We start from the raw sequence: 22,036 nt of genomic DNA, 5'->3' as shown, positions 1-22,036 counted from the left end.
CTGCGTCCGAATAGCAGGCCTCCGCCTGCTATGCCCGCTGCAGGCCTTCGCCTGCAGATCGAAATTGCAGGCCTTCGCCTGCGGAAGGGACATACATGTCCGAACCCACCCTGCACACCGCCGAGACCATCATCGACAACGGCTCCTTCGGCACCCGCACCGTCCGATTCGAGACCGGCGTGCTCGCCCAGCAGGCCGCTGGCGCCGTCGCCGCGTACCTCGACGACGACACGATGCTGCTGTCGGCCACGACGGCCGGCAAGCACCCCAAGGACCACTTCGACTTCTTCCCCCTCACGATCGACGTCGAGGAGCGCATGTACGCCGCGGGACGCATCCCCGGCTCGTTCTTCCGTCGCGAGGGCCGCCCGGGCGAGGACGCCATCCTCACCTGCCGCCTGATCGACCGGCCGCTGCGCCCGACGTTCAAGAAGGGCCTGCGCAACGAGGTCCAGGTCGTCATCACCGTGCTCGCGCTCAACCCCGACACCCCGTACGACGTGCTGGCCATCAATGCCGCGTCGGCATCCACCCAGATCTCCGGCCTGCCGTTCACCGGACCGGTCGGTGCCACCCGCGTGGCCCTGATCGACGGCCAGTGGGTCGGATTCCCCACCCACACCCAGCTCGAGAACGCCGTGTTCGACATGGTCGTCGCCGGTCGCATCACCGATGAGGGCGACGTCGCCATCATGATGGTCGAGGCCGAGAGCACCGAGATGACCTGGGACCTGGTCCAGGCAGGCATCCAGGGCCCCACCGAGGAGGTCGTGGCCAGCGGCCTCGACGCCGCCAAGGGCTTCATCAAGCAGCTGTGCGAGGCGCAGATCACGCTCGCGTCGACCGCCGCCAAGGAGGTCCGCGACTTCCCGATCTTCCTGGAGTTCGAGGACGACGTCCACGCCGCTGTCGAGGCGGCCGCCAAGGACAAGCTCGCCGAGGCCATGACGATCCTGCACAAGGCCGACCGCGAAGAGCGTGAGTCCGCGATCAAGGCTGACCTCGTCGATCAGCTCGGCGCGCAGTTCGAGGGTCGCGAGAAGGAGATCGGTGCCGCAGTGCGCGCCGTCACCAAGTCGGTCGTGCGGGAGCGCGTCCTGCGCGACAAGGTCCGCATCGACGGCCGTGGCCTCGAGGACATCCGTGCCCTCAGCGCCGAGGTCGGCGTGGTTCCCCGCGTGCACGGCTCGGCCCTGTTCCAGCGCGGCGAGACCCAGATCATGGGCATCACCACGCTGAACATGCTCGACCTGGAGCAGAAGCTCGACACGCTCTCGCCCGAGACCACGCGTCGCTACATGCACAACTACAACTTCCCGCCGTTCTCCACCGGTGAGACCGGTCGCGTGGGCTCGCCCAAGCGTCGCGAGATCGGCCACGGCGCGCTCGCCGGTCGGGCGCTGCTGCCCGTGCTGCCGACGCGCGAGGAGTTCCCGTACGCGATCCGTCAGGTCTCCGAGGCGCTGAGCTCCAACGGCTCCACGTCGATGGGCTCGGTCTGCGCCTCGACACTCGGCCTGCTGAACGCCGGTGTGCCGTTGCGCGCCCCGGTCGCCGGCATCGCGATGGGCCTCATCTCCGGTGAGGTCGACGGCCAGCAGTCGTTCGTGACCCTGACCGACATCCTCGGAGCCGAGGACGCCTTCGGCGACATGGACTTCAAGGTCGCCGGAACCCGTGAGTTCATCACGGCCCTGCAGCTGGACACCAAGCTCGACGGCATCCCGGCCGACATCCTGGCCGGCGCGCTGACGCAGGCCAAGGGCGCTCGCCTCGCGATCCTCGACGTCATGGCCGAGGCGATCGACGAGCCCGACGAGATGAGCCCCTACGCGCCGCGGATCCTGACGATCAAGATCCCCGTCGACAAGATCGGTGAGGTCATCGGCCCGAAGGGCAAGATCATCAACCAGCTGCAGGCCGACACCGGCGCCAAGATCTCGGTCGATGACGACGGCACCGTCTACGTCGCGGGTACCGGTGGCGGCTCGGCCGAGGCCGCGCGGGACGCGATCAACCAGATCGCCAACCCGACGATGCCCGAGGTCGGCGAGCGCTACCTCGGCACCGTCGTCAAGACGGTCGACTTCGGTGCGTTCATCTCGCTGAGCCCCGGCAAGGACGGCCTGCTGCACATCAGCAAGCTGCGCGACCTCAATGGCGGCGAGCGGGTCAACAACGTCGAGGACGTCGTCTCGGTCGGCCAGAAGATCCAGGTCCAGATCGCCGAGCTCGGCGACCGCGGCAAGATCTCGCTGATCCCGGTCACCGAGGACGCTGCGGCCGACGAGGCCCCGGCCGACGCCTGATCGATCTGTCACCGACGCTGCCCCCACACCCCACTCGGGTGCGGGGGCAGCGTCGTGTCAGGATGTCGGTGTCGCGAGACGCCGTGTCTTGCCAGATCACGTCGGGGGAACAACGGCAAGCTGTGCACGCCCAACCTGCAGATCCGCGAGGACGTGAAGTACGAGATGTACCTGCAGTGGCGGGGTACTCGCGACGGGGAGCTCAAGCTGCAGAACTCGCGTCGCACGACGTTCTTCAGCTGAGTCGGCGGTGTCCGACCTCCGCGTCGGACAGAATCGAGTCATGACCACCTCGACCGAGCTCGACGCCACCGACCCGCTGGCCGACCTTCGCGACCGGTTCGTGATCGAGCCGGACGTGGTGGCCTACTTCGACGGCAACTCGCTGGGGCGGCTGCCGCTGGCGACGCGTGACCGGCTCGAGCGGTTCGTGCGCGAGGAGTGGGGCGGCGACCTGATTCGCGGCTGGGCCGACCGCTGGGTCGACCTGCCCGTCGTGGTCGGGGACGAGATCGGTGCCCTGATCGGAGCGACGACCGGACAGACCGTCGTGGCCGACTCCACGTCGGTGTGCCTGTACAAGCTGCTGCACACCGCGCTCGACCTGCGCCCGGACCGCGCCGAGATCGTCGTCGAGCGGTCCGGCTTCCCCACGGATCGCTATCTGGTGGACTCGGTCGCTCGTGCTCGCGGCCGCCAGGTGGTGTACGTGGACGACCCGACCGATCTGGCCGGCGTGGTGGGGGATCGCACCGCAGTGGTGGTGCTCAACCACGTGGACTACCGCAGCGGTCTGCTGCTCGACCTGCCCGCCCTGACCGCAACGATCCAGGCCACGGGCGCGCTCGCCCTGTGGGACCTGTGCCACTCGGTGGGAGTCGTGCCGATGGATCTCGACGGCGCCGGTGCCGATCTCGCGGTCGGCTGCACCTACAAGTACCTCAATGCCGGGCCCGGGGCGCCCGCGTTCCTGTACGTGGCCGAGCGTCACCTCACCACGGCCCGCCAGCCGATCGAGGGATGGTGGAGTGCCGCCGACCTGTTCGCGATGGGCGACGTCTACGAACCCGCGCCGGACATCCGGCGCATGCTGTCGGGCACACCGGCCGTGTCGGGCATCATCGCGGTGCAGGAAGGCGTACGGCTGACCGCTGAGGCCGGTGTCGAGACGATCCGGACCAAGTCGATCGCGCTGACCGGATTCGCGCTCGACCTGATCGACCGGCACGGGCTGGAATCGACCACTCCGCGCGATTCGACCGCTCGGGGCGGGCACGTCACGGTGCGCCATCCGCAGGCGCGCGCGGTGACCGCCGCCGCGGCTGAGCGTGGGGTGATTCCCGACTTCCGCGAGCCCGACCTCGTCCGGCTCGGGTTCTCACCGCTGTCGACATCGTTCGGCGAGGTCGAGCAAGGCCTCGGCGTGATCGCCGACGTCATCGCGTCGATAGGCTCGCACTCATGACGAAGCGGGACATGACACGAGTGGCAGTGCTGGGCGCGCGGGGGCGCATGGGGTCGGCGTCGGTGCAGGCCATCGACGCGGCCGACGGACTCGAGGTGGTCGCGCAGATCGACGTCGACGACGCGCTGGACGCGATCACCGAATCCGGCGCCGAGGTGGTCCTCGACTTCACCCAGCCGGCGGTCGCCCTCGACCACGTGCGTTGGTGCATCGAGCGCCGACTGCACGTCGTGGTCGGCACCAGCGGGTTCGATGACGCCCAGATCGACACGGTGCGTGCGCTCGAGCCCGCCACCGGTGTCCTGGTCGTGCCGAACTTCTCGATCGGTGCGGTTCTGATGATGAAGTTCGCGGCCGAGGCGGCGCCGTACTTCGAGTCGGTCGAGGTCGTCGAGATGCACCACCCCGACAAGGTCGATGCGCCGTCGGGCACTGCCACACGGACTGCTGAGATGATCGCCTCCGCCCGGTCGGCGGCCGGCTCACCACCGCTTCCGGACGCCACCCACACCGACCCGGACGGCGCGCGCGGTGCCACGGTGGCTGGCATCCCGGTGCATGCGCTGCGGGCCCGCGGTTACGTCGCCAGCCAGGAGGTCGTGCTCGGGGGAGTGGGCGAGACCTTCACGATCCGCCACGACTCCCACGACCGAGAGTCCTTCATGCCGGGCGTCGTCGCGGCCGTCCGTGCAGTCGCAGGCCGCCCCGGCCTCACGGTCGGCCTCGACACCGTCCTGGGTCTCTAGGTCTCTGGGTCTCTGGGCGGTTCAGAGAGCGCGCAGGCCGGCAGCGGTCAGGGCGGCCAACGCCACCATCGGTAGAAACGGCACGCGCAGCCACAGCAGAAGGGCCGCGACGCCGAGAGCGGCGAGTCGTGCATCGACCACCACGCGTGAGTCGTCGGCGAACACCTGGACGGCGATCAGTGCGCCGAGCAGGGCCACGGGGATGAGGTCGGAGACCCGGACCGTCAGCGGGTGAGCCAGCACGCGTTCGGGGACCGACAGCCCCGCGATCTTCAGCGCGAAGCAGCCGGCGGCGCTGAGCACGATCCCCAGCCACAGAGCACTCATGCCGCTGGATCCGTCGCCGGCGGGCCCGAGCGCCACAGCAGGCCGAGCCCGACCGCGACCGCGCCGCCGATGATGATGGGGGCGCCGGCCGCTGTGACCGGTATCAGCCCGGTGGCGACCGCCGCGCCTGCGAGAGCGACGACTCGCCCGTTCCACGACTGCAGCCGGGGCCACAGCAGACCCAGGAAGGCCGCCCCGACGGCCGCGTCGAGTCCGTAGGTGCGTGGGTCGCCGATCGTCTCACCGGCGACGGCCCCGGCCAGGGTCGCCAGGTTCCACAGGGTGAAGACGCCCAGGCCGGTCCAGAAGAAGCCGAGACGGGCCTGGCGTCGGGTGTCCCGGGTGATCGCCATGGCCGTGGACTCGTCGATCACCAGGTGCGCCGCTGCTGCCCGCTGTCCTCGCCCCAGCTGCAACCGGGGAGCGAGCGCGATCCCGTAGAACATGTTGCGGCTGCCCAGCAGGACGGCCGTCAGCGCACCGGTCATCGGAGCGCCGCCCGCCCCGATGACCCCCACGAAGGCGAACTGGGAAGCTCCGGTGAACACGAACAGCGACAACGCGCAGGCCTGCCAGATCGACAATCCCGACGACGTCGCGATCGCTCCGAAGGAGATGCCGTACAGACCCACCGCTGCCGAGACGCCCAGCGAGTCCGTGATCACGGACCGATCGCCGGGCTCGCTCACGGTGCGAACCTCACGCTGCGCCTCTACTCCAGGCTCGTGTGAAGGCGAACCTGCTTCATGGTCGCTCCGGTCGGCGTCGCCAGCTCGCGGTGAGCGCCGTCGGCCTCCCACCCCGATTCGGTGACGAAGGCACGCAGAGCGTCATCGGTGGCGTCGATCCACCACACCGCACGGGTGAACCGGTCGGAGCGCAGGGTGTCAACGGCGGCATTGACCAGCCGGGATCCGTGTCCCGCGTCGCGGTGGGCCGCGTCGACGGTGAACTCGCCGATCTCGCCGTCGGCGACGCCGTCGGCATCGGGGTCGCCCGAGGGGTGGACGAGGATGTAGCCGCGTGCCGCCGCCCGGTCCAGGGCCACCAGGGCACGGATGCGGGCGTCCGGTGGCGAGGTGATCAGCTGCGACCACTGCTCGGCGATCGCGGTGGCGTCGAGCGTGGACAGGGCCTCGGCGCCGATCAGCTCGCCGAAGGACTCCTGCCACGACAACAGCTGCAGGCGGGTGAGGGTGGCGGCGTCGTCGGGCCAGGCGAGTCGGGCGCTCACGTCGGGGCCGGGCTCGGTCATGCGTCATCTCCCAGTCGTGCCGTGTCGAAGCGCTCCATCAGGCGCGATGAACCGCCGTCGGCGTCGAGCATGGCCTCGATCAGCGACAGGTTGCGGGGACTGGGCCATGTCTCGAAGGCCAGCACCGCGAGTCCGGGCAGGGCACCGATCACGATGGGCCACGCCGCGTGGTCGACGGCGAACGCGAGGATGACGCACACCAGCACGGCGCCCTCGCAGTAGGCGAACTTGCGCAGGGTCTGCGACACGTAGACGTCCAGCGCCTCACGTTCGCGGTCGTGGGCGTCCGGGGCGAGCGGCTTCACCGTCAACCAGGAGCGCTCCGCGAGCACGGCGCCGGCCACCACGATGAGCAGGAGCACGGCGATCAACCAGATCGGGGGTGCGTCGGAATCGAGACGGTCGAGCAGCACGAACACCACGAGCAGGAACACCGCGGTGAGCGCGATCTGCACGGCGATGGTTCTGCGCACCTCGGTGGGGGTGGTCTCCTCGCGGGCGGGCATGCGGCCGAGTCTGACACATGGTGCGACCGGGGACTCGCCGTCTGGCGGCCCTCGCCGATCTCGCCCATGGGTACTGTGGCCGCATGCAGGCGTACCTCGATCTCATGCAGCGCATCCTCGACGAAGGGGTCGCCAAGGGCGATCGCACCGGAACCGGGACCCGCAGCGTGTTCGGCCACCAGATGCGCTTCGACCTGCGGGCCGGTTTCCCTCTGGTGACGACCAAGAAGATCCACGTCACGTCGGTGGTCGGCGAGCTGTTGTGGTTCATTTCCGGTGACACCAACACCGCCTACCTGCGCTCCAACGGCATCAGCATCTGGGACGAGTGGGCCGACGAGAACGGCGACCTCGGTCCGGTCTACGGGCACCAGTGGCGGTCCTGGCCGACGCCGGACGGCGCAACCATCGACCAGCTGGCCCGGGTCGTCGAGCAGCTCAAGGCCGATCCCAACTCACGTCGGCACATCGTCAGCGCCTGGAACGTCGCCGACCTCGACGCCATGGCGCTGGCCCCCTGCCATGCGCTGTTCCAGTTCTACGTCGCCGACGACGCCGATGGCGTGGCCCGCTTGTCGTGCCAGCTGTACCAGCGATCGGCCGACGTCTTCCTCGGTGTGCCGTTCAACATTGCCTCCTACGCGCTGCTGACCCACATGGTCGCGCAGGTCGCCGGCCTTGAGGTGGGCGAGTTCGTGCACACGCTGGGTGACGCGCACCTGTACGTCAATCACCTCGACCAGGCCCGCGAGCAGCTGACGAGACAGCCGCGAGCCCTTCCCCAGCTGCGGCTCGATCCTGCGGTCACCTCGATCGACGGCTTCACTCTCGACTCCGTGACGATCGACGGCTACGACCCGCACCCGCGGATCGTGGCGCCGATCGCCATCTGAGCCGATGACCGTCACCCTGGTCGTCGCGATGGGAGCCAACCGCGTCATCGGTGCGGCAGGCGGCCTCCCGTGGCGCCTGCCCGAGGATCTGGCCCACTTCAAGGCGCTCACGCTGGGCCACCCGATGATCATGGGCCGTGCCACCTACGAGTCGATCGGACGACCGCTGCCGGGGCGGACCACGATCGTGGTCACTCGACAAGGCGACTGGACCGCCGACGGCGTCGAGACCGCCGCGAGCCTCGACGCGGCACTGGCCCGGGCTGTCGAGCTCGATGACGAGGTCTTCGTGGTGGGTGGGGGGCAGGTCTACGCCGAAGCGCTCGAACGCGGCCTGGTCGACCTCATGGCGGTGACCCGCGTCGCCGCTTCTCCCGACGGTGACACCTGGTTCCCCCGCCTGGACTGGGAGGCCTGGACCGAGGTGGGCCGGGTGCCGCACGAGGGATTCGACATCGTCACGTACCGACGCGGCTGACGCTGGACTCCGGGATGCTGCTGGGAGCACACTGGTCAGGACACGAGGAGAATGCCATGCCCCACGGAGACATCACCCACATCGACATCCCGGTCACCGACACGGCCCGCGCCAGCCAGTTCTACTCGGCCCTCTTCGGCTGGCAGATCAACGAGATCCCCGGGTTCGAGGGCTATCCCATGTGGCAGGCGCCCAACCAGATCAGCGGCGGGGGACTCGCCCCTCGCGACGACGGCTTCACCCAGCCACGCTCGTACGTCGAGGTCGACTCGATCGATGAGACGATGGCGATCGTCACCGAGAGCGGAGGCCGGATCGTGATGGAGAAGTCGCCGATCTCCGAGACCAGCTGGTGGGCGATCTTCGAGGATCCTGACGGAAACGTCGTCGGACTCTACGAGGGAGTGACCGACACCTCGGGTTGAGCGTCGGTGCCGATCAGCAGCCCGTGCAGGTTCGCCTCTGCGGCAAGGCGCAGACCCTCGTCGGCGCCGATGCCGGCCAAGGGGCTGACGCCCAGGTCGATCCGATCGGCGTCGATCTGCGAGGTGAGGTAGTCGATCTCCTCGACGATCCCCCCGGCGTCGTCGATGGGCGCCGGGGGCAGGTCGGCCTCGGCCGGCTCGTAGGTCTGCAGCACGAAGCGGTCGACGTGATCGGACAGTGCCGCGACGTCGAAGCCGCGCTCGCGGTACCCGCCGAAGTCGGTCGAGGCGATGACCGTCAGCACCAGGGACGTGTCCTCGGGCAGTGCATCGCGGAGATCGGCGGTGAAGTCGACCAGGGCGGCCGAGTCGGTGGACGCCAGCTTGAGCCAGGAGACCTGCACGGCGTCGAAGCCCGACGCCACCTCCACCAGCTCGGTGGTGACGGCGGATCGGGCCGCAGGGTCGGCGAGCATCGCCCGGGCCAGATCGCCGCTGTACCCACCCGATTCGGGCAGGTAGTTGGACACCACGAGCTGAGACTGCGCCCCTGTCGGCAGCTCAGGAGGCCCTCCGGGCAGCGGACCCAGGTCATCGGGCGCCACGAGTCTCACCCCGTCGACCGCCACATCGCCGGCGACGTCGGTGAGCGACCCGCTCGACTCGATGGTGGTCACGACCACGGGCGGTGGGCTGCCGGCGCAACCGCCGGCGACCAGCGCGGCGACGACCGCGACGCAGCCGATCAGCGGATGCCTCACACGGCCAGCGCCAGCTGTCGGCTCTGGGCCAGCAGGTTGCCCTGCTCGTCCCACAGCTCGCAGTCCTCGTCGTGGTAGCCGTCGACCAGGTGACGGGTCGTGAGGCGTGTGGCGATCCACGGTGTGGTCGGCAGGCGGTGGAAGTGTACCGTCAACTGGATCGTCATCGAGTTCTGCGCCGTGTCGGGGCCGAGCTCGAGGACCGGAGGGGCGAACGAGTCGCAGAAGAAGGCCAACGTCGACCAGTCGGCCACCCGCCCGTCGCTGCGGCTCTGCCACAGCTCGACGGTCGGGTCACCCGTGGGGTCGCCGCGAAAGAATCCCGGAATGCCGGTCAGCCGGTAGTTCACGCGATCAAAGATCCCGCCGCCGGGCATGCCGTGATGGCGCGGATCGGGCAGCGAGTCCGGAGCGGGCAGTGCGGGCGGGGCGCCGAGCTCCGCGCTCGATCCGGATCGTTCGCCGTAGCTGGCCGTCATCTGGGCGATCAGGCGGTCGCCCTGGTGCAGGGTTGCAGTGCCGGTCTGCACCCGGCGGCCGCGTCGGACAGGTTCGCACGTGATCACGGCGGGACCGTTCGTTGGAGCCGCGAGGTAGGTGATGGCAGCGACGAGGGGTGCCGTGACCTCGAGCTCCTCGGCGAGGCCACCGAGCATGGCTGCCAGGATGTAGCCGCCGTTCGGGCGACCCAGCGGTGTGTTCCACCGATCCGTCATCACGAGGTCGCGCCGGCCGTCGCCCCCACCATCGACTCGGGGAACGGAAGCCAGGTCGGTGCCGTACACGTCGTCAGTCATGGGCCCATCCTGCCGGTGGCCATCGGTGTCCTCGCGATAGCCTCGACCCATGACGTCGCCCCTCGCCACCGAGGCCGCGCCCTTCGGGCGTGTGCTGACCGCCATGGTCACGCCGTTCACCCCTAACGGTGAGCTCGACCTCGATGCTGCCCAGAAGGTGGCCACTCACCTGATCGATCAGGGCAACGACGGTCTGGTCATCAGCGGCACCACGGGAGAGTCACCCACCACCACGGTCGCCGAGGACGGTCGCCTGCTGGCAGCCGTCGTCGAGGCCGTCGGCGACCGCGCCACCGTCGTGGCCGGGGTGGGCACCAACGACACCGCGCACTCGGTCGCGCTGGCCCAGCAGGCCCGCACGGTCGGCGCCGACGGGCTCCTGATCGTCACCCCGTACTACTCCAAGCCACCCCAGTCCGGAATCGTCGCTCACGTGAACACCGTGGCGGGGGCCGGAGACGACCTGCCGGTGATGCTGTACGACATCCCCGGCCGCAGCGGGGTCATGCTCACGCCGCAGACCTACGTCGAGCTGCGCAAGAACCCGCTGGTGCTGTCGGTCAAGGACGCAGTCGGCGACTTCAACCGCGGCGCCTGGCTGATGCGCGAGACCGGCATCACCATCTACTCCGGCGACGACTCGCTCAACCTCGGCTGGTTGGCCTACGGTGCCTGCGGCATCGTGAGCGTCGTCGCCCACGCCGCACCGCGGCAGCTCGCCGACATGGTGACGGCCGTCGACCGCGGCGACCTCGTCGCGGCGCGCGCCCTGCACGACCAGCTCTTGCCCATCGACCGGGCCATGATGACCGTCACCCAGGGAGTCATCACGGCCAAGGCCGTGCTGCAGATCCTGGGTGTGCTCGACCACCGCACCACCCGTGCGCCACTGCCCGAAGCCACCGAGGACGAGATCGCCATGTTGCGCGATGCCCTCGCGGTTGCCGGGCTTCTCAACTGAACGGACCGCCACACCCATGAGCCACATGCACTCTGAACTGGGCCCGCCGCCCGCACTCCCCGAAGGCGCCCTGCGCGTCATCCCCCTGGGCGGTCTGGGCGAGATCGGCCGCAACATGACCGTCTTCGAGTTCGGCGGCAAGTTGCTGATCGTCGACTGCGGCGTGCTGTTCCCCGAGGAGCACCACCCCGGCGTCGACCTGATCCTGCCCGACTTCAGCCACATCCGGGACCGCCTCGACGACATCGTCGGCATCGTGCTCACGCACGGCCACGAGGACCACATCGGCGGCGTTCCGTACCTGCTGCGCGAGCGCGGCAACATCCCCATCATTGGCTCGCGGCTGACGCTCGCGCTCGTCGAGCCCAAGCTGCGCGAGCACAAGCTCAAGGACACGCCCACCTTCGTGGTCTCCGAGGGCGACACCGAGACCTTCGGCCCGTTCGAGTGCGAGTTCGTCGCGGTCAACCACTCAATCCCTGACGCGCTGGCCGTGGCCATCAAGACGCCGGCGGGCGTCGCCCTGCACACCGGCGACTTCAAAATGGACCAGCTGCCGCTCGACGGTCGCATCACCGACCTGCGCGCCTTCGCACGTCTGGGTGAGGCAGGCGTCGACCTGTTCCTGACCGACTCCACCAACGCCGAGGTTCCCGGGTTCACGGTGTCCGAGCGCAACATCGTGCCGGCCATCGATGCCGTCTTCGCCACCAGCAGCAAGCGCATCATCGTGGCGTCCTTCGCCTCGCACATCCACCGCGTGCAGGCCGTACTTGACGCCGCGCACAAGCACGGTCGCAAGGTCGCCTACGTCGGTCGCTCCATGGTCCGCAACATGCAGATCGCGCGTGAGCTGGGCTACCTGCACGTGCCCGACGGTGTCGTCGTGGACAAGATCGACGCCGCGCCGCCGCACAAGATGGTCCTGATGTCGACCGGTTCGCAGGGCGAGCCCATGGCTGCTCTGTCACGCATGGCCAACAACAGCCACCAGCAGGTCAACCTCGAGCCCGGCGACACCGTGCTGATGGCCTCCTCGCTGATCCCGGGCAACGAGAACGCGATCTACCGCGTCATCGACGGTCTCACCAAGCTCGGCGCCCGCGTCGTGCACAAGGGCAATGCCCTGGTCCACGTCTCGGGCCACGCCTCGGCCGGCGAGCTGCTGTACTGCTACAACATCGTGCAGCCCAGCAACGTGATGCCGGTGCACGGCGAGATCCGGCACCTGCACGCCAACGGCGCTCTCGCCACCCAGACGGGCGTCCCGAATGTGCTCCTGTGCGAGGACGGTTACGTCGTCGACCTGGTCGACGGTCATGCGTCCATCAGTGGCGCCGTCGACTGCGGCTACGTCTACGTCGACGGCTCCTCGGTCGGCGACGTCACCGACACCGACCTCAAGGATCGCCGCATGCTCGGCGAGGAGGGCTTCGTCTCGATCGTCGTGGTGGTCGACTCCACCAACGGCAAGATCCTCTCGGGCCCGGAGATCCACGCCCGCGGCATCGCCGAGGAGGAGTCCGCCTTCGACGAGATCTATCCCAAGATCGTGCAGGCGCTCGAGCAGGCCGTCGCCGACGGAACCCGCGACACCGCGCAGTTGCAGCAGGTCATGCGCCGCGTCCTCGGCTCGTACCTGGGCCGTCGCCTGCGTCGTCGTCCGATGATCCTGCCGGTCGTCATCCAGGCCTGAGCCACGACGCTCGAAGGGAGTTCTCACACCGACCCGCGCGTCGGTGTGCGGACAGTGTTACGTCGCTCTGACCGTTCAAACAGGTCGGACGAAACACGCGCTGCCTAGGTTCGCTCCATCGACGACGGCACCCGGCCGTGTCGGCGGCGATGGAGCGACGATGACCTCAGTCCTGGAACCGAAGGCCACGACAGACACCGACACCCCGTCGCGGGGCAAGTACTGGATCGACGGCTGGGATCCCGAGGACACCACGCAGTGGGAATCCGGCGGCAGCCGCATCGCCCGCCGCAACCTGATCTGGTCGATCTTCGGCGAGCATCTGGGCTTCTCGGTGTGGCTGCTGTGGAGCGCCGCCGCGGCTCTGCTGGCGGGAGCCGGGTTCGCCTTCACCCCACAGGAGCTGTTCTGGCTCGTCGCGGTGCCCAATCTCGTCGGATCGCTGCTCCGTCTGCCGTACACCTTCGCGGTGCCGCGGTTCGGTGGCCGCAACTTCGCGGTCTTCAGCGCACTGATGCTGCTGGTGCCGACGCTGCTGTTCACCTGGTTCGTGCAGCGGCCCGACACGCCGTTCTGGGTCTTCGTCGTGATCGCCGCGACGGCCGGCGTCGGCGGCGGCAACTTCGCCTCGTCGATGGCCAGCATCAACTTCTTCTATCCCGCGCGGCTCAAGGGCACGGCGCTGGGCCTCAACGCGGCCGGAGGCAACCTCGGCGTGGCCGTCGTCCAGTTCTTCCTGCCGATCATCGTCGGAGGCGCCGGGGCGTTCGGTCTGGTGAAGGCGAGCCAGAACGGCATCGTGCTCGAGCGGGCCGGGTATCTCTACGCGGCGCTGGCCGTCGTCGCGGCGCTGGCGGCGTACTTCTTCATGAACAACCTCTCGGCGGCCTACTCCAGGCCCCGTGAGCAGCTCGCCGTCGTGAAGTACAAGCACACCTGGGTCATGTCGTTCCTGTACATCGGCACCTTCGGCTCGTTCATTGGCTACTCCGCCGCGATGCCGTTGCTGATCAAGATCAACTTCTTCAACCAGCCGATCTCCTCGATCCCCGGCATCGGCATCAACTTCGCCTTCTACGGCTTCCTCGGCGCCCTGGTCGGATCTCTGACCCGCCCCCTGGGTGGCTGGCTCGCCGACCGGTTCGGGGGTGCGCGAGTCACGCTCGGCGCTTTCATCGCGATGATCCTCGGCACGGTGCTCGTCATGATCTCGCTGGCGCAGCTCGACGCCGTGCCGAAACCCGCTGCCGGTGCGCCGGCACCCGATCCGGCGACGTTCGAGTACTCCGATGCCGTCCGTGTCGCCGTCGACCACAACGCGGACATCTTCCCGTTCTTCCTTGCAGCGTTCCTGGTGGTCTTCGCGGCCACCGGTATCGGAAACGGCTCGACGTACCGCATGATCCCGCTGATCTGGAAGACATATGCCCGCCGAGCCGGTGCCGAGGGCACCCCGGAGCGCGCGGCCGCCGAGGGGCGGTCCACGAAGGAGGCCTCTGCGGTCATCGGCATCGCCGGGGCGATCGGTGCGCTCGGCGGGTTCCTGATCCCGATCACGTTCAGCGCGCCGTGGATCGCCGACCCGGTCGATGCCGTCACGAGCGCCTTCGTGGTGTTCACGATCTTCTACGTCGTGTGCCTCGCGGTGACCTGGCTGTTCTACCTCAGACCGGCCTCGATCATGGCCGAGGCCAGGGTATGACGGACACCCATTGCCCCTACTGTGCGCTGCAGTGCGCCCAGCGACTCGGTGGAGAGCCCCTCGCCGCCGAGCCGCGGGAGTTCCCGACCAGTGCGGGAGGGATGTGCCAGAAGGGATGGACGAGCACCGAGGTCCTGCGGGCGGGCGATCGCCTCACTCAACCGCTGCGCAAGGTCGACGGTGGGTTCGAGGAGGTCGAGTGGGACGTCGCGCTCGACGAGATCGCGGCCCGCGTCCTGACCCTGAGGGCCGAGAGCGGTCCGGACGCGGTCGCGGTGTTCGGCGGCGGTGGGCTGACCAACGAGAAGGCCTACCAGCTCGGCAAGTTCGCCCGACTGGCCCTGCGCACCCGGCTGATCGACTACAACGGACGGTTCTGCATGTCGTCGGCCGCCGCTGCGGCCAACCGATCGCTGGGCGTCGACCGGGGACTGCCGTTCCCGCTGACAGACCTCGCCGACGCCGACGTCATCGTCCTGTTCGGCAGCAACCTCGCCGACACGATGCCACCGGCCGTGCAGCACCTGGGTCCGACGCGCGAGCGTGGTGGCCTCGTCGTCGTGGATCCGCGTCGCAGCGCGACCGCGCGGCTCACCGAGGACGGGAAGGGCGAGCACCTGCAGGTCGTCCCTGGCACCGACCTGGTGCTGGTCCTGGGCCTGCTGCACATCGTCCTCGCCGAGGGACTGTTCGATGCTGACTACCTCGCCGCCCGCGTCGACGGCCTCGACGACGTCCGTCGCAGCGTCGCCGAGTGGTGGCCCGAACGCGTCGCCGCCACGACCGGCGTGTCCGAGACGCAGCTTCGGCAGGTGGCGCGCCTCCTCGCCGACGCGAGCCCGCACCGGGGCGGGCGGGGAGCCTTCCTCCTCACGGGCCGCGGGTCCGAGCAGCACACCGACGGCACCGACACCGTGACCGCCGTCATCAACCTCGCCCTCTGCCTGGGTCTGGTCGGAGCCGAGCGAGGAGGCTACGGCGCCATCACGGGCCAGGGCAACGGGCAGGGCGGCCGGGAGCACGGCCAGAAGGCCGATCAGCTGCCGGGGTACCGGATGATCACCGATCCGGCTGCGCGCGAGCACGTGGCGACGGTGTGGGGCGTCGACCCGGCGCTGATCCCCGGGCCGGGCGTCCCCGCGGTCGAGCTGCTGACGAGTCTGGGACAGACGGGCGGCCCTCGGGCACTGTTCGTCCACGGCAGCAACGTCCTCGTGAGCGCGCCTGATGCGCAGACAGTCCGCCGACGTGTCGAGGCCCTCGACCTCGTCGTGGTCTGCGACTTCGTCCCGTCCGAGACCGCGATGCTCGCCGACTACATCCTCCCGGTCACGCAGTGGGCCGAGGAGGAAGGCACCATGACGGGCCTCGAGGGACGCGTGCTGCGCCGCCGCCGCGCCGTCGACCCGCCGGGCGGGGTCCGGTCCGAGCTCGAGGTCTTCACGGCTCTTGCCGCACGGCTCGACGCCCCGGGCACCTGGTCGAGCGATCCGCGGGAGGTCTACGACGAGCTGCGCCGGGCCAGCGCCGGAGGGCGGGCCGACTACGCGGGCATCTCCTACGACCGGCTCGACGCGGGTGAGGCGCTGTACTGGCCGTGCCCGACCGAGGACCATCCCGGCACGCCGCGGCTGTTCGCCGACGCCTTTCCGACGCCGAGCGGGCGGGCCCGCCTGGTCGCGGTGCGTCCGTGCGGTCCCGACGACATGGTGCGGGTCGAGGCGCCGGTGTGGCTCGTGACCGGTCGGGTTCTGCAGCACTACCAGTCGGGCGCCCAGACGCGGCGGGTCGCGAAGCTCGACGCCTCGATGCCACGAGCCCACGTGGAGATCCACCCGCTGCTGGCCGAGCGCATCGGGATCGAGGGCACCGACGACATCAGCATCACGTCCACGCGTGGCTCGATGGTCGCGCAGGCGCGCATCAGCGCCGACATCCGGCCGGACACGGTCTTCGTGCCGTTCCACTTCGCCGATGAGGGCATGGTCAACGCCGTCACCAACGCGGCCACGGACCCGGTGTCGGGGATGCCCGAGTTCAAGGTGTGCGCCGTCCAGGTCAGGAGGGCAGCATCATGAAGGTCGTCGTGATCGGTGCCGGCATGGTGGGGAACCGCTTCGTCGACGAGCTGGGCCGCCTGGCGCCGGAGATCGACGTCGACCTGCTCGGCGAGGAGTCGTACGAGCCCTACAACCGGGTGCTCCTGACCGAGCTCGTGGCGGGACGGGTCGACCTGGCCGGGCTGACGCTCCCAACGCCCGACGAGGGCCGCGTGCGCGTGCGCCCCGGGGTCGCGGCACTGGAGATCGACCGTGAGCGACGTTGTGTCGTGACGGCCGAGGGCGACTTCGAGTACGACCAGCTCGTCCTGGCGACCGGGGCCCGTGGTCGCGTCATCCCGATCCCGGGACTGCGCGACGGCCTGCCGCGTGGTGCGCACGTCCTGCGCAGCCTCGACGACGCCCGTGACATCTCGGCGGCGGCGCTGAACGTCGATCGCGCCGTCGTGATCGGTGGCGGTCCGCTCGGCATCGAGCTCGCGTGCGGGCTGCGGCACCGCGGGGTCGCCGTCACGGTCATGTCGATCATGCCGACGATGTTGGACCGCGACCTCGACCCCGCGGTCGCGCAGGTCGCCGAGGATGCCGCCCGGGACCTCGGCATCGACTTCGTCGGCGCTGCGCAGATCGGGTCCGTCGGCGTCACGGACGGACGCGTCACCGGGGTATGTCTCGCCGACGGCACGTCGTACCCGGCCGGGCTGGTCGTGCTGGCCGCCGGCACGGCGCCTGAGACGGGGCTGGCCGGTGCCGCCGGGCTCGAGACCAACATCGGCATCGTCGTGGGTGCCGACCTGCGCACGACCCTCGATCCGTCGATCAGTGCGATCGGCGACTGCGCCGAGACGCCGGCCGGCGTGAGTGGGCTCGTGGCGCCCGGGTGGGCCCAGGCGCGTGGCCTGGCTCGCAGCATTGCCCGGCAGACCCAGCTCGAGCTCCCACCCATCTCCGGATCGGCGATGCGGCTCAAGGCCGTCGGGCTGAGCATCGTGACGATGGGCGTGCGCGCGTCGACCGCAGCGGAGCACGACCGGATCGTGACACTGTCGGATCCGCGCGAGCGCCGCCACGTCGAGCTCGTCGCCCGCGGCGACACGCTCGTGGGCGTGACCTGCGTCGGCGCTCCCGCCCTGGCGGCGCACTTGTCGACCCAGTTCGACCGCCCCGGCATGCTGCCGCGCGACCCGATGCACCTGCTGATGGGTGGCGGATCGACAGGAGTGGTCGAGAGCGTGTCGCCGACCACGATGCCCGCCGCCACGACGGTGTGCCGCTGCAACGGCGTGACCAAGGGTGATCTGGTGCACGCATGGGACGGTGGGGCGACGACCGTCGAGTCCCTCGCGACCGCGACGCTGGCGACGACAGGGTGCGGAGGCTGCACGACGCTGGTCTGCGGCATCGCCGACTGGCTGCGGGACAGCGATCCGCCGGAGATCTCACAGGGGACCTCGGCCGAGCGTGAGACAAGTGTTCCGTCGAGGTAACACAGGCGCTCACGCGATGACATCTGTCGTTCGTAGCGTGAGCGAATGACCTCCAAGAGCAAGCTCGCCGTGATCGGCGCCGGCATGGTGGCCCACCGACTCGTCGAGGCGATGGTCGAGCGCGGCGCCGACGACGCGTGGGACATCGAGGTGTTCGGCGACGAGACCCGGCCGCCGTACGACCGGGTCGCGCTGACGTCGTTCTTCTCCGACCGGGCTCCGGAGGACCTCCTTCTCGGGGACGGGAGCCTGTGGAAACGCCCCGGCGTTCGCCTCTACCGCGGATCGGTCGTCAGCGGAATCGACCGCGAGGCCAAGCAGCTGCACGCCCGCAGCACGACGTTCGACTACGACAAGCTGGTCATCGCCACGGGGTCGTACGCGACGGTGCCGCCGGTGGACGGCTCGGACCTGCCCGGCTGCTTCGTCTATCGCACGGTCGACGACGTCGCGGAGCTGCGCCAGTGGGTCCTTGACCGTGAGGTCGCGCTGGGGCGCCCGGTCAGGGGAGCGGTCGTCGGTGGAGGCCTGCTGGGCCTCGAGGCGGCGGGCGCGCTGACGGCGCTGGGGGCCGAGACGACGGTCGTCGAGTTCGCCGAGTGGCTCATGCCGCTGCAGGTCGACCGCGCCGGCGGCGGAGCGCTGCGCCGGATCATCGAGCAGCTGGGCGTCTCGGTGCGTACGTCGACCGCGACCGCCAGGCTCAAGGCCGGTCGCGACGGCAAGATCGCGCGGATGCAGTTCGCGGACGGGGAGAAGATCCCCGCTGACGTCGTGGTCTTCGCCACTGGTGTCCGTCCGCGGGACGAGCTGGCCCGTTCGAGTGGGCTCGCGATCGCCGAGCGTGGAGGGGTCGTCGCTGACGAGGGATGCCTGACCGACGACGAGTCGATCTTCGCGATCGGCGAGGTGGCGCACATCGCCGGACGGGTGTGGGGCCTGGTGGGCCCGGGCTACACGATGGCGGAGGTCGTGGCCGACCGGCTGCTCGGCGGTGACGCGACCTTCGACGGCGCCGACCTGTCGACCAAGCTCAAGCTGCTGGGAGTCGACGTCGCGAGCTTCGGCGACGCCTTCGCGGCGACGTCGGGCAGCCTCGAGGTCGTCTACGCCGATCCCACTGCCGGCGTCTACAAGAAGCTCGTCATGAGTGACGACGCGCAGACGCTGCTCGGCGGCATGCTCGTCGGCGATGCCAGCGCGTACACGAACCTGCGGCCCATGGTGGGCCGCACGCTGGGCAGTGACCCGACCGGCTGGCTCCTCCCGGAGGGCATGGAGCCGCCGAGCGGCAGTGCGCTGCCCGACGATGCCACGATCTGCTCGTGCAACAACGTGTCGGCCGGTCAGATCCGCTGCGCCGTGACGGAGCAGGGCTGCACCGACCTCGCGGGGGTCAAGGCCTGCACCAAGGCCGGCACGAGCTGCGGGTCTTGCGCCTCCCTGGTCAAGAAGCTCGTCGACGTCGAGCTGTCCGGGGCGGGCATCGAGGTCAGCAACGCCCTGTGCGAGCACTTCGCGTTCACCCGTGCGCAGCTGTTCGACATCGTCCGGGTCAGCGAGATCTCGACCTTCAGCGACCTCATCGCCCAGCACGGCACGGGCCATGGATGTGACATCTGCCGCCCCGTCGCCGCATCGATCCTGTCGACCCTGCGACACGGTCACGTCCTCGAGGGCGAGAACGCGACACTGCAGGACACCAACGACCACGTCATGGCGAACATGCAGAAGGACGGGACGTACTCGGTGGTGCCACGGATCGCCGGAGGAGAGGTGACCCCGGAAGGGCTGATCGTGATCGGCCAGGTCGCCGCCGACTTCGGCCTCTACACCAAGATCACCGGCGGTCAACGGATCGACATGTTCGGCGCCCGTATCGAGCAGCTCCCCGCCATCTGGAAGAGGCTGGTCGACGCCGGCTTCGAGTCGGGGCACGCCTACGGCAAGTCGCTGCGCACCGTGAAGTCCTGTGTCGGCCAGTCGTGGTGCCGCTACGGCGTGCAGGACTCCACGACGCTCGCGATCGACCTCGAGCTGCGGTATCGCGGACTGCGGTCGCCGCACAAGCTCAAGCTGGGAGTCTCCGGGTGCGCGCGGGAGTGCGCCGAGGCTCGCAGCAAGGACGTCGGGATCATCGCGACCGACCACGGGTGGAACATGTACGTCGGCGGCAACGGTGGATTCACGCCCCGCCATGCCCAGCTGTTCGCCGAGGACCTCAGCACTGACGACCTCGTCCGCGCCATCGACCGGTTCCTGATGTACTACGTCCGCACCGCAGACCGCCTCCAGCGCACGGCGCCGTGGCTCGAGTCGGTGGAGGGCGGCATCGACGCCGTCCGCGCCGTCGTCCTCGACGACAGCCTCGGCATCGGCGGCGATCTCGACGCTGCCATGGCCGCGCACGTCGACACGTACGAGGACGAGTGGGCTGCCACACTGGCTGACGACGACAGGCTGCAAAGGTTTGCGTCCTTCGTCAACGCACCCGACACCGCCGACCCGGACCTCGCCTACGTCCAGGAGCGAGGCCAGCGGCGGCCGGCCGACGAGGCGGAACGAGAAGTCCTGATCGCGGGAGCCAGCATCCCGGTCCGACCGACGGAGGTGACAGCATGACGTGGACGCGGGTGTGTGCCTCCGACACGTTGGTGCCCGATCGAGGCGCCGCGGCGTTGGTCGACGGCCACCAGATCGCGATCTTCCTGCTCAGCGACTCCGGCGCCGTCCACGCCGTCGACCACCGCGATCCGTTCAGCCGGGCCAACGTCATGGCCCGCGGGCTCGTCGGCAGCCGCGGCGGGGTCCCGACTGTCGCGTCCCCGATGCACAAGCAGTCGTTCGACCTCGTGACGGGAACCTGCCTCGATGACCCCGACGTCACCCTGGCGGTGTGGCCGACGCGGGTCACCGGGGGATGGGTCGAGGTCGCGGTCGACCAGGGCAGCGATTCGCCGTGACGCCCCTCGGACCCGTGCTGGCTGGCACGCGCATCCTCGTGACGGCCCAGCGGCGAGCGGGCGACCTGTCGCTGGCCCTCGGCCGCCGTGGTGCCGATGTCGTCGTGGCCGCATCGCTGGGCGTCGAGTCGCACATCGACGAGGAGACGCTGCTGGCCCAGACCCGGCAGATCATCGCGACAGGTGCCGACATCGTCGTCGTGACCACCGGGATCGGGTTCCGGGGCTGGCTCGACACCGCGGAGGCGGCGGGGCTCGGGCACGACCTTGTGGAGGCATTGCGGGAGATGCGCATCATCGCCCGCGGACCCAAGGCGCGGGGCGCGCTGCAGGCCGCCGGTCTGGTGCCCGACTGGGTCGCCGAGTCCGAGACATCGGCCGAGATCGCCGACCTCCTCGTCACGGAAGGTGTTGACGGGCTGTCAATAGCGGTGCAGCACCACGGCGCCGGTGACGACGGTCTCGAGACGCGGCTCGCCGCGGCCGGTGGCCGACCATTCGGTCTCGTGGTCTATCGCTGGGGACCTCCGCCGGACCCCGACGCCGTCGAGCGGTCGGTGCGCGACTGCGCTGGAGGCGCCTACGACGCCGTGGTGTTCACCTCGGCGCCCGGTGCCGCCGCGTGGCTCGAGGCCGCCGCCCGTGAGGGTGTGCTCGACACGCTGCGCCGGCTCGAGAAGGACCGCCGGGTCGTGCTGGCCGTCGTCGGTCACGTCACCGCCGAGCCGCTGCGAGTCGCGGGCTTCGACCCCCTGCTGCCGGAGCGGGCCCGACTCGGAGCCCTGGTTCGTTCTCTCGTGATGCTCCTCGGCGATGCCAGCACCAGCGTGCCGACGTGCGCGGGACACCTGCGGGTCCGGGCGACCGCCGCGACGATCGAGCACGAGATCCTGCCCGTCTCGCCCAGTGGCGTCGCGGTCCTGCGCGCCCTGGCTGCCGATCCCGGACGCGTCAGCTCCCGGGAGGAGCTGCTGAGGGTGCTGCCGGGCGACTCCGACGACCCACACTCCGCAGAGGTCGCCGTGGCCCGGCTCCGCGAGGCGATCGGCCAGCCCATCGTCCAGACCGTCGTGAAGCGCGGCTACCGCCTCGCCGTGAGCGACGAGCAGCCCGGATGACGCCCTCCCCGGCGGCCACGAGCCACGTGGTGCGCCAGCGTGGACCCTCGGCGGCCTGAGGCCCTCGGGACCGCCCGCTCGACCCGG

Annotated in this window: 20 protein-coding genes; 14 read left to right on the top strand and 6 right to left on the bottom strand. The window is 69.8% G+C overall.

The genetic code is table 11. From position 1 onward, the window contains the following. The first annotated feature begins 95 nt into the window (after positions 1–95). The 3 genes from ACHAA3_RS09310 to dapB all read left to right on the top strand — a co-directional run bounded on the left by ACHAA3_RS09310 (position 96) and on the right by dapB (position 4,520). Entirely contained in the window at positions 96–2,309 is a 2,214-nt protein-coding gene (locus ACHAA3_RS09310) for a polyribonucleotide nucleotidyltransferase (RefSeq protein ID WP_435708719.1), read from the top strand. Between the two features lie 283 nt (positions 2,310–2,592). After that, positions 2,593–3,774, top strand: a complete 1,182-nt coding sequence (locus tag ACHAA3_RS09305; RefSeq protein ID WP_435708718.1) for a kynureninase — start codon at positions 2,593–2,595, stop codon at positions 3,772–3,774. An 11-nt stretch (positions 3,775–3,785) separates the two neighbouring features. Continuing rightward, entirely contained in the window at positions 3,786–4,520 is a 735-nt protein-coding gene (dapB, locus tag ACHAA3_RS09300) for a 4-hydroxy-tetrahydrodipicolinate reductase (RefSeq protein WP_435708913.1), read from the top strand. 21 nt (positions 4,521–4,541) lie between these two features. Here the strand turns inward: dapB and ACHAA3_RS09295 are convergent, their stop codons facing one another. The 4 genes from ACHAA3_RS09295 to ACHAA3_RS09280 are packed head-to-tail and all read right to left on the bottom strand — an operon-like array spanning position 4,542 to position 6,608. After that, the gene (locus ACHAA3_RS09295; protein ID WP_435708717.1) at positions 4,542–4,847 is read right to left on the bottom strand and encodes an AzlD domain-containing protein; all 306 of its coding nucleotides are present in this window, start codon (positions 4,845–4,847) and stop codon (positions 4,542–4,544) included. Beyond that, entirely contained in the window at positions 4,844–5,536 is a 693-nt protein-coding gene (locus ACHAA3_RS09290) for an AzlC family ABC transporter permease (protein ID WP_435708716.1), read from the bottom strand. Before ACHAA3_RS09290 ends, ACHAA3_RS09295 begins: the two co-directional genes overlap by 4 nt. 23 nt (positions 5,537–5,559) lie before the next feature. Next, positions 5,560–6,102 (bottom strand): N-acetyltransferase family protein, encoded by a 543-nt coding sequence (locus ACHAA3_RS09285; protein ID WP_435708715.1) that lies wholly within the window; start codon positions 6,100–6,102, stop codon positions 5,560–5,562. Next, a complete protein-coding gene (locus tag ACHAA3_RS09280) occupies positions 6,099–6,608 on the bottom strand; it encodes a hypothetical protein (protein ID WP_435708714.1) in 510 nt (169 codons plus the stop codon). Before ACHAA3_RS09280 ends, ACHAA3_RS09285 begins: the two co-directional genes overlap by 4 nt. Positions 6,609–6,691: 83 nt before the next feature. Between ACHAA3_RS09280 and ACHAA3_RS09275 the strand changes: the two genes are divergently transcribed. The 3 genes from ACHAA3_RS09275 to ACHAA3_RS09265 are packed head-to-tail and all read left to right on the top strand — an operon-like array spanning position 6,692 to position 8,404. After that, positions 6,692–7,501: a thymidylate synthase gene (locus tag ACHAA3_RS09275; RefSeq protein WP_435708713.1), complete on the top strand. Its 810-nt coding sequence runs from the start codon at positions 6,692–6,694 to the stop codon at positions 7,499–7,501. 4 nt (positions 7,502–7,505) lie between these two features. Next, positions 7,506–7,979, top strand: coding sequence for a dihydrofolate reductase (locus ACHAA3_RS09270; protein WP_435708712.1), 474 nt, complete (start codon positions 7,506–7,508; stop codon positions 7,977–7,979). 56 nt (positions 7,980–8,035) lie between these two features. Next, positions 8,036–8,404, top strand: a complete 369-nt coding sequence (locus ACHAA3_RS09265; RefSeq protein ID WP_435708711.1) for a VOC family protein — start codon at positions 8,036–8,038, stop codon at positions 8,402–8,404. Here the strand turns inward: ACHAA3_RS09265 and ACHAA3_RS09260 are convergent. Further along, positions 8,374–9,165, bottom strand: a complete 792-nt coding sequence (locus ACHAA3_RS09260; RefSeq protein ID WP_435708710.1) for a hypothetical protein — start codon at positions 9,163–9,165, stop codon at positions 8,374–8,376. The genes ACHAA3_RS09265 and ACHAA3_RS09260 overlap by 31 nt on opposite strands. Next, on the bottom strand, positions 9,162–9,962 hold the full coding sequence (locus tag ACHAA3_RS09255; protein WP_435708709.1) for a thioesterase family protein: 801 nt from the start codon (positions 9,960–9,962) through the stop codon (positions 9,162–9,164). The genes ACHAA3_RS09260 and ACHAA3_RS09255 overlap by 4 nt, the downstream gene beginning before the upstream one ends. Positions 9,963–10,011: 49 nt before the next feature. Between ACHAA3_RS09255 and dapA the strand changes: the two genes are divergently transcribed. The 8 genes from dapA (at position 10,012) to ACHAA3_RS09215 (ending at position 21,949) form a co-directional block, all read left to right on the top strand. Continuing rightward, on the top strand, positions 10,012–10,923 hold the full coding sequence (gene dapA, locus ACHAA3_RS09250) for a 4-hydroxy-tetrahydrodipicolinate synthase (protein WP_435708708.1): 912 nt from the start codon (positions 10,012–10,014) through the stop codon (positions 10,921–10,923). Between the two features lie 16 nt (positions 10,924–10,939). Further along, entirely contained in the window at positions 10,940–12,619 is a 1,680-nt protein-coding gene (locus ACHAA3_RS09245) for a ribonuclease J (RefSeq protein WP_435708707.1), read from the top strand. 160 nt (positions 12,620–12,779) lie between these two features. Continuing rightward, positions 12,780–14,321: an MFS transporter gene (locus ACHAA3_RS09240; RefSeq protein ID WP_435708706.1), complete on the top strand. Its 1,542-nt coding sequence runs from the start codon at positions 12,780–12,782 to the stop codon at positions 14,319–14,321. After that, on the top strand, positions 14,318–16,399 hold the full coding sequence (locus ACHAA3_RS09235; protein ID WP_435708705.1) for a molybdopterin oxidoreductase family protein: 2,082 nt from the start codon (positions 14,318–14,320) through the stop codon (positions 16,397–16,399). Before ACHAA3_RS09240 ends, ACHAA3_RS09235 begins: the two co-directional genes overlap by 4 nt. Beyond that, on the top strand, positions 16,396–17,868 hold the full coding sequence (locus ACHAA3_RS09230) for an FAD-dependent oxidoreductase (protein WP_435708704.1): 1,473 nt from the start codon (positions 16,396–16,398) through the stop codon (positions 17,866–17,868). Before ACHAA3_RS09235 ends, ACHAA3_RS09230 begins: the two co-directional genes overlap by 4 nt. Positions 17,869–17,913: 45 nt before the next feature. Continuing rightward, a complete protein-coding gene (gene nirB / locus ACHAA3_RS09225; protein WP_435708703.1) occupies positions 17,914–20,490 on the top strand; it encodes a nitrite reductase large subunit NirB in 2,577 nt (858 codons plus the stop codon). After that, positions 20,487–20,831 (top strand): nitrite reductase small subunit NirD, encoded by a 345-nt coding sequence (nirD, locus tag ACHAA3_RS09220; protein WP_435708702.1) that lies wholly within the window; start codon positions 20,487–20,489, stop codon positions 20,829–20,831. Before nirB ends, nirD begins: the two co-directional genes overlap by 4 nt. Next, entirely contained in the window at positions 20,828–21,949 is a 1,122-nt protein-coding gene (locus tag ACHAA3_RS09215; RefSeq protein WP_435708701.1) for a uroporphyrinogen-III synthase, read from the top strand. Before nirD ends, ACHAA3_RS09215 begins: the two co-directional genes overlap by 4 nt. The last annotated feature ends 87 nt before the right edge of the window (positions 21,950–22,036 follow it).

The organism is Aeromicrobium sp. CF3.5 (genome assembly GCF_051262695.1).
GTDB lineage: Bacteria > Actinomycetota > Actinomycetes > Propionibacteriales > Nocardioidaceae > Aeromicrobium.
Note: the sequence above shows the minus strand (reverse complement) of the source record. Positions and strands in the feature narration are given on the sequence as shown.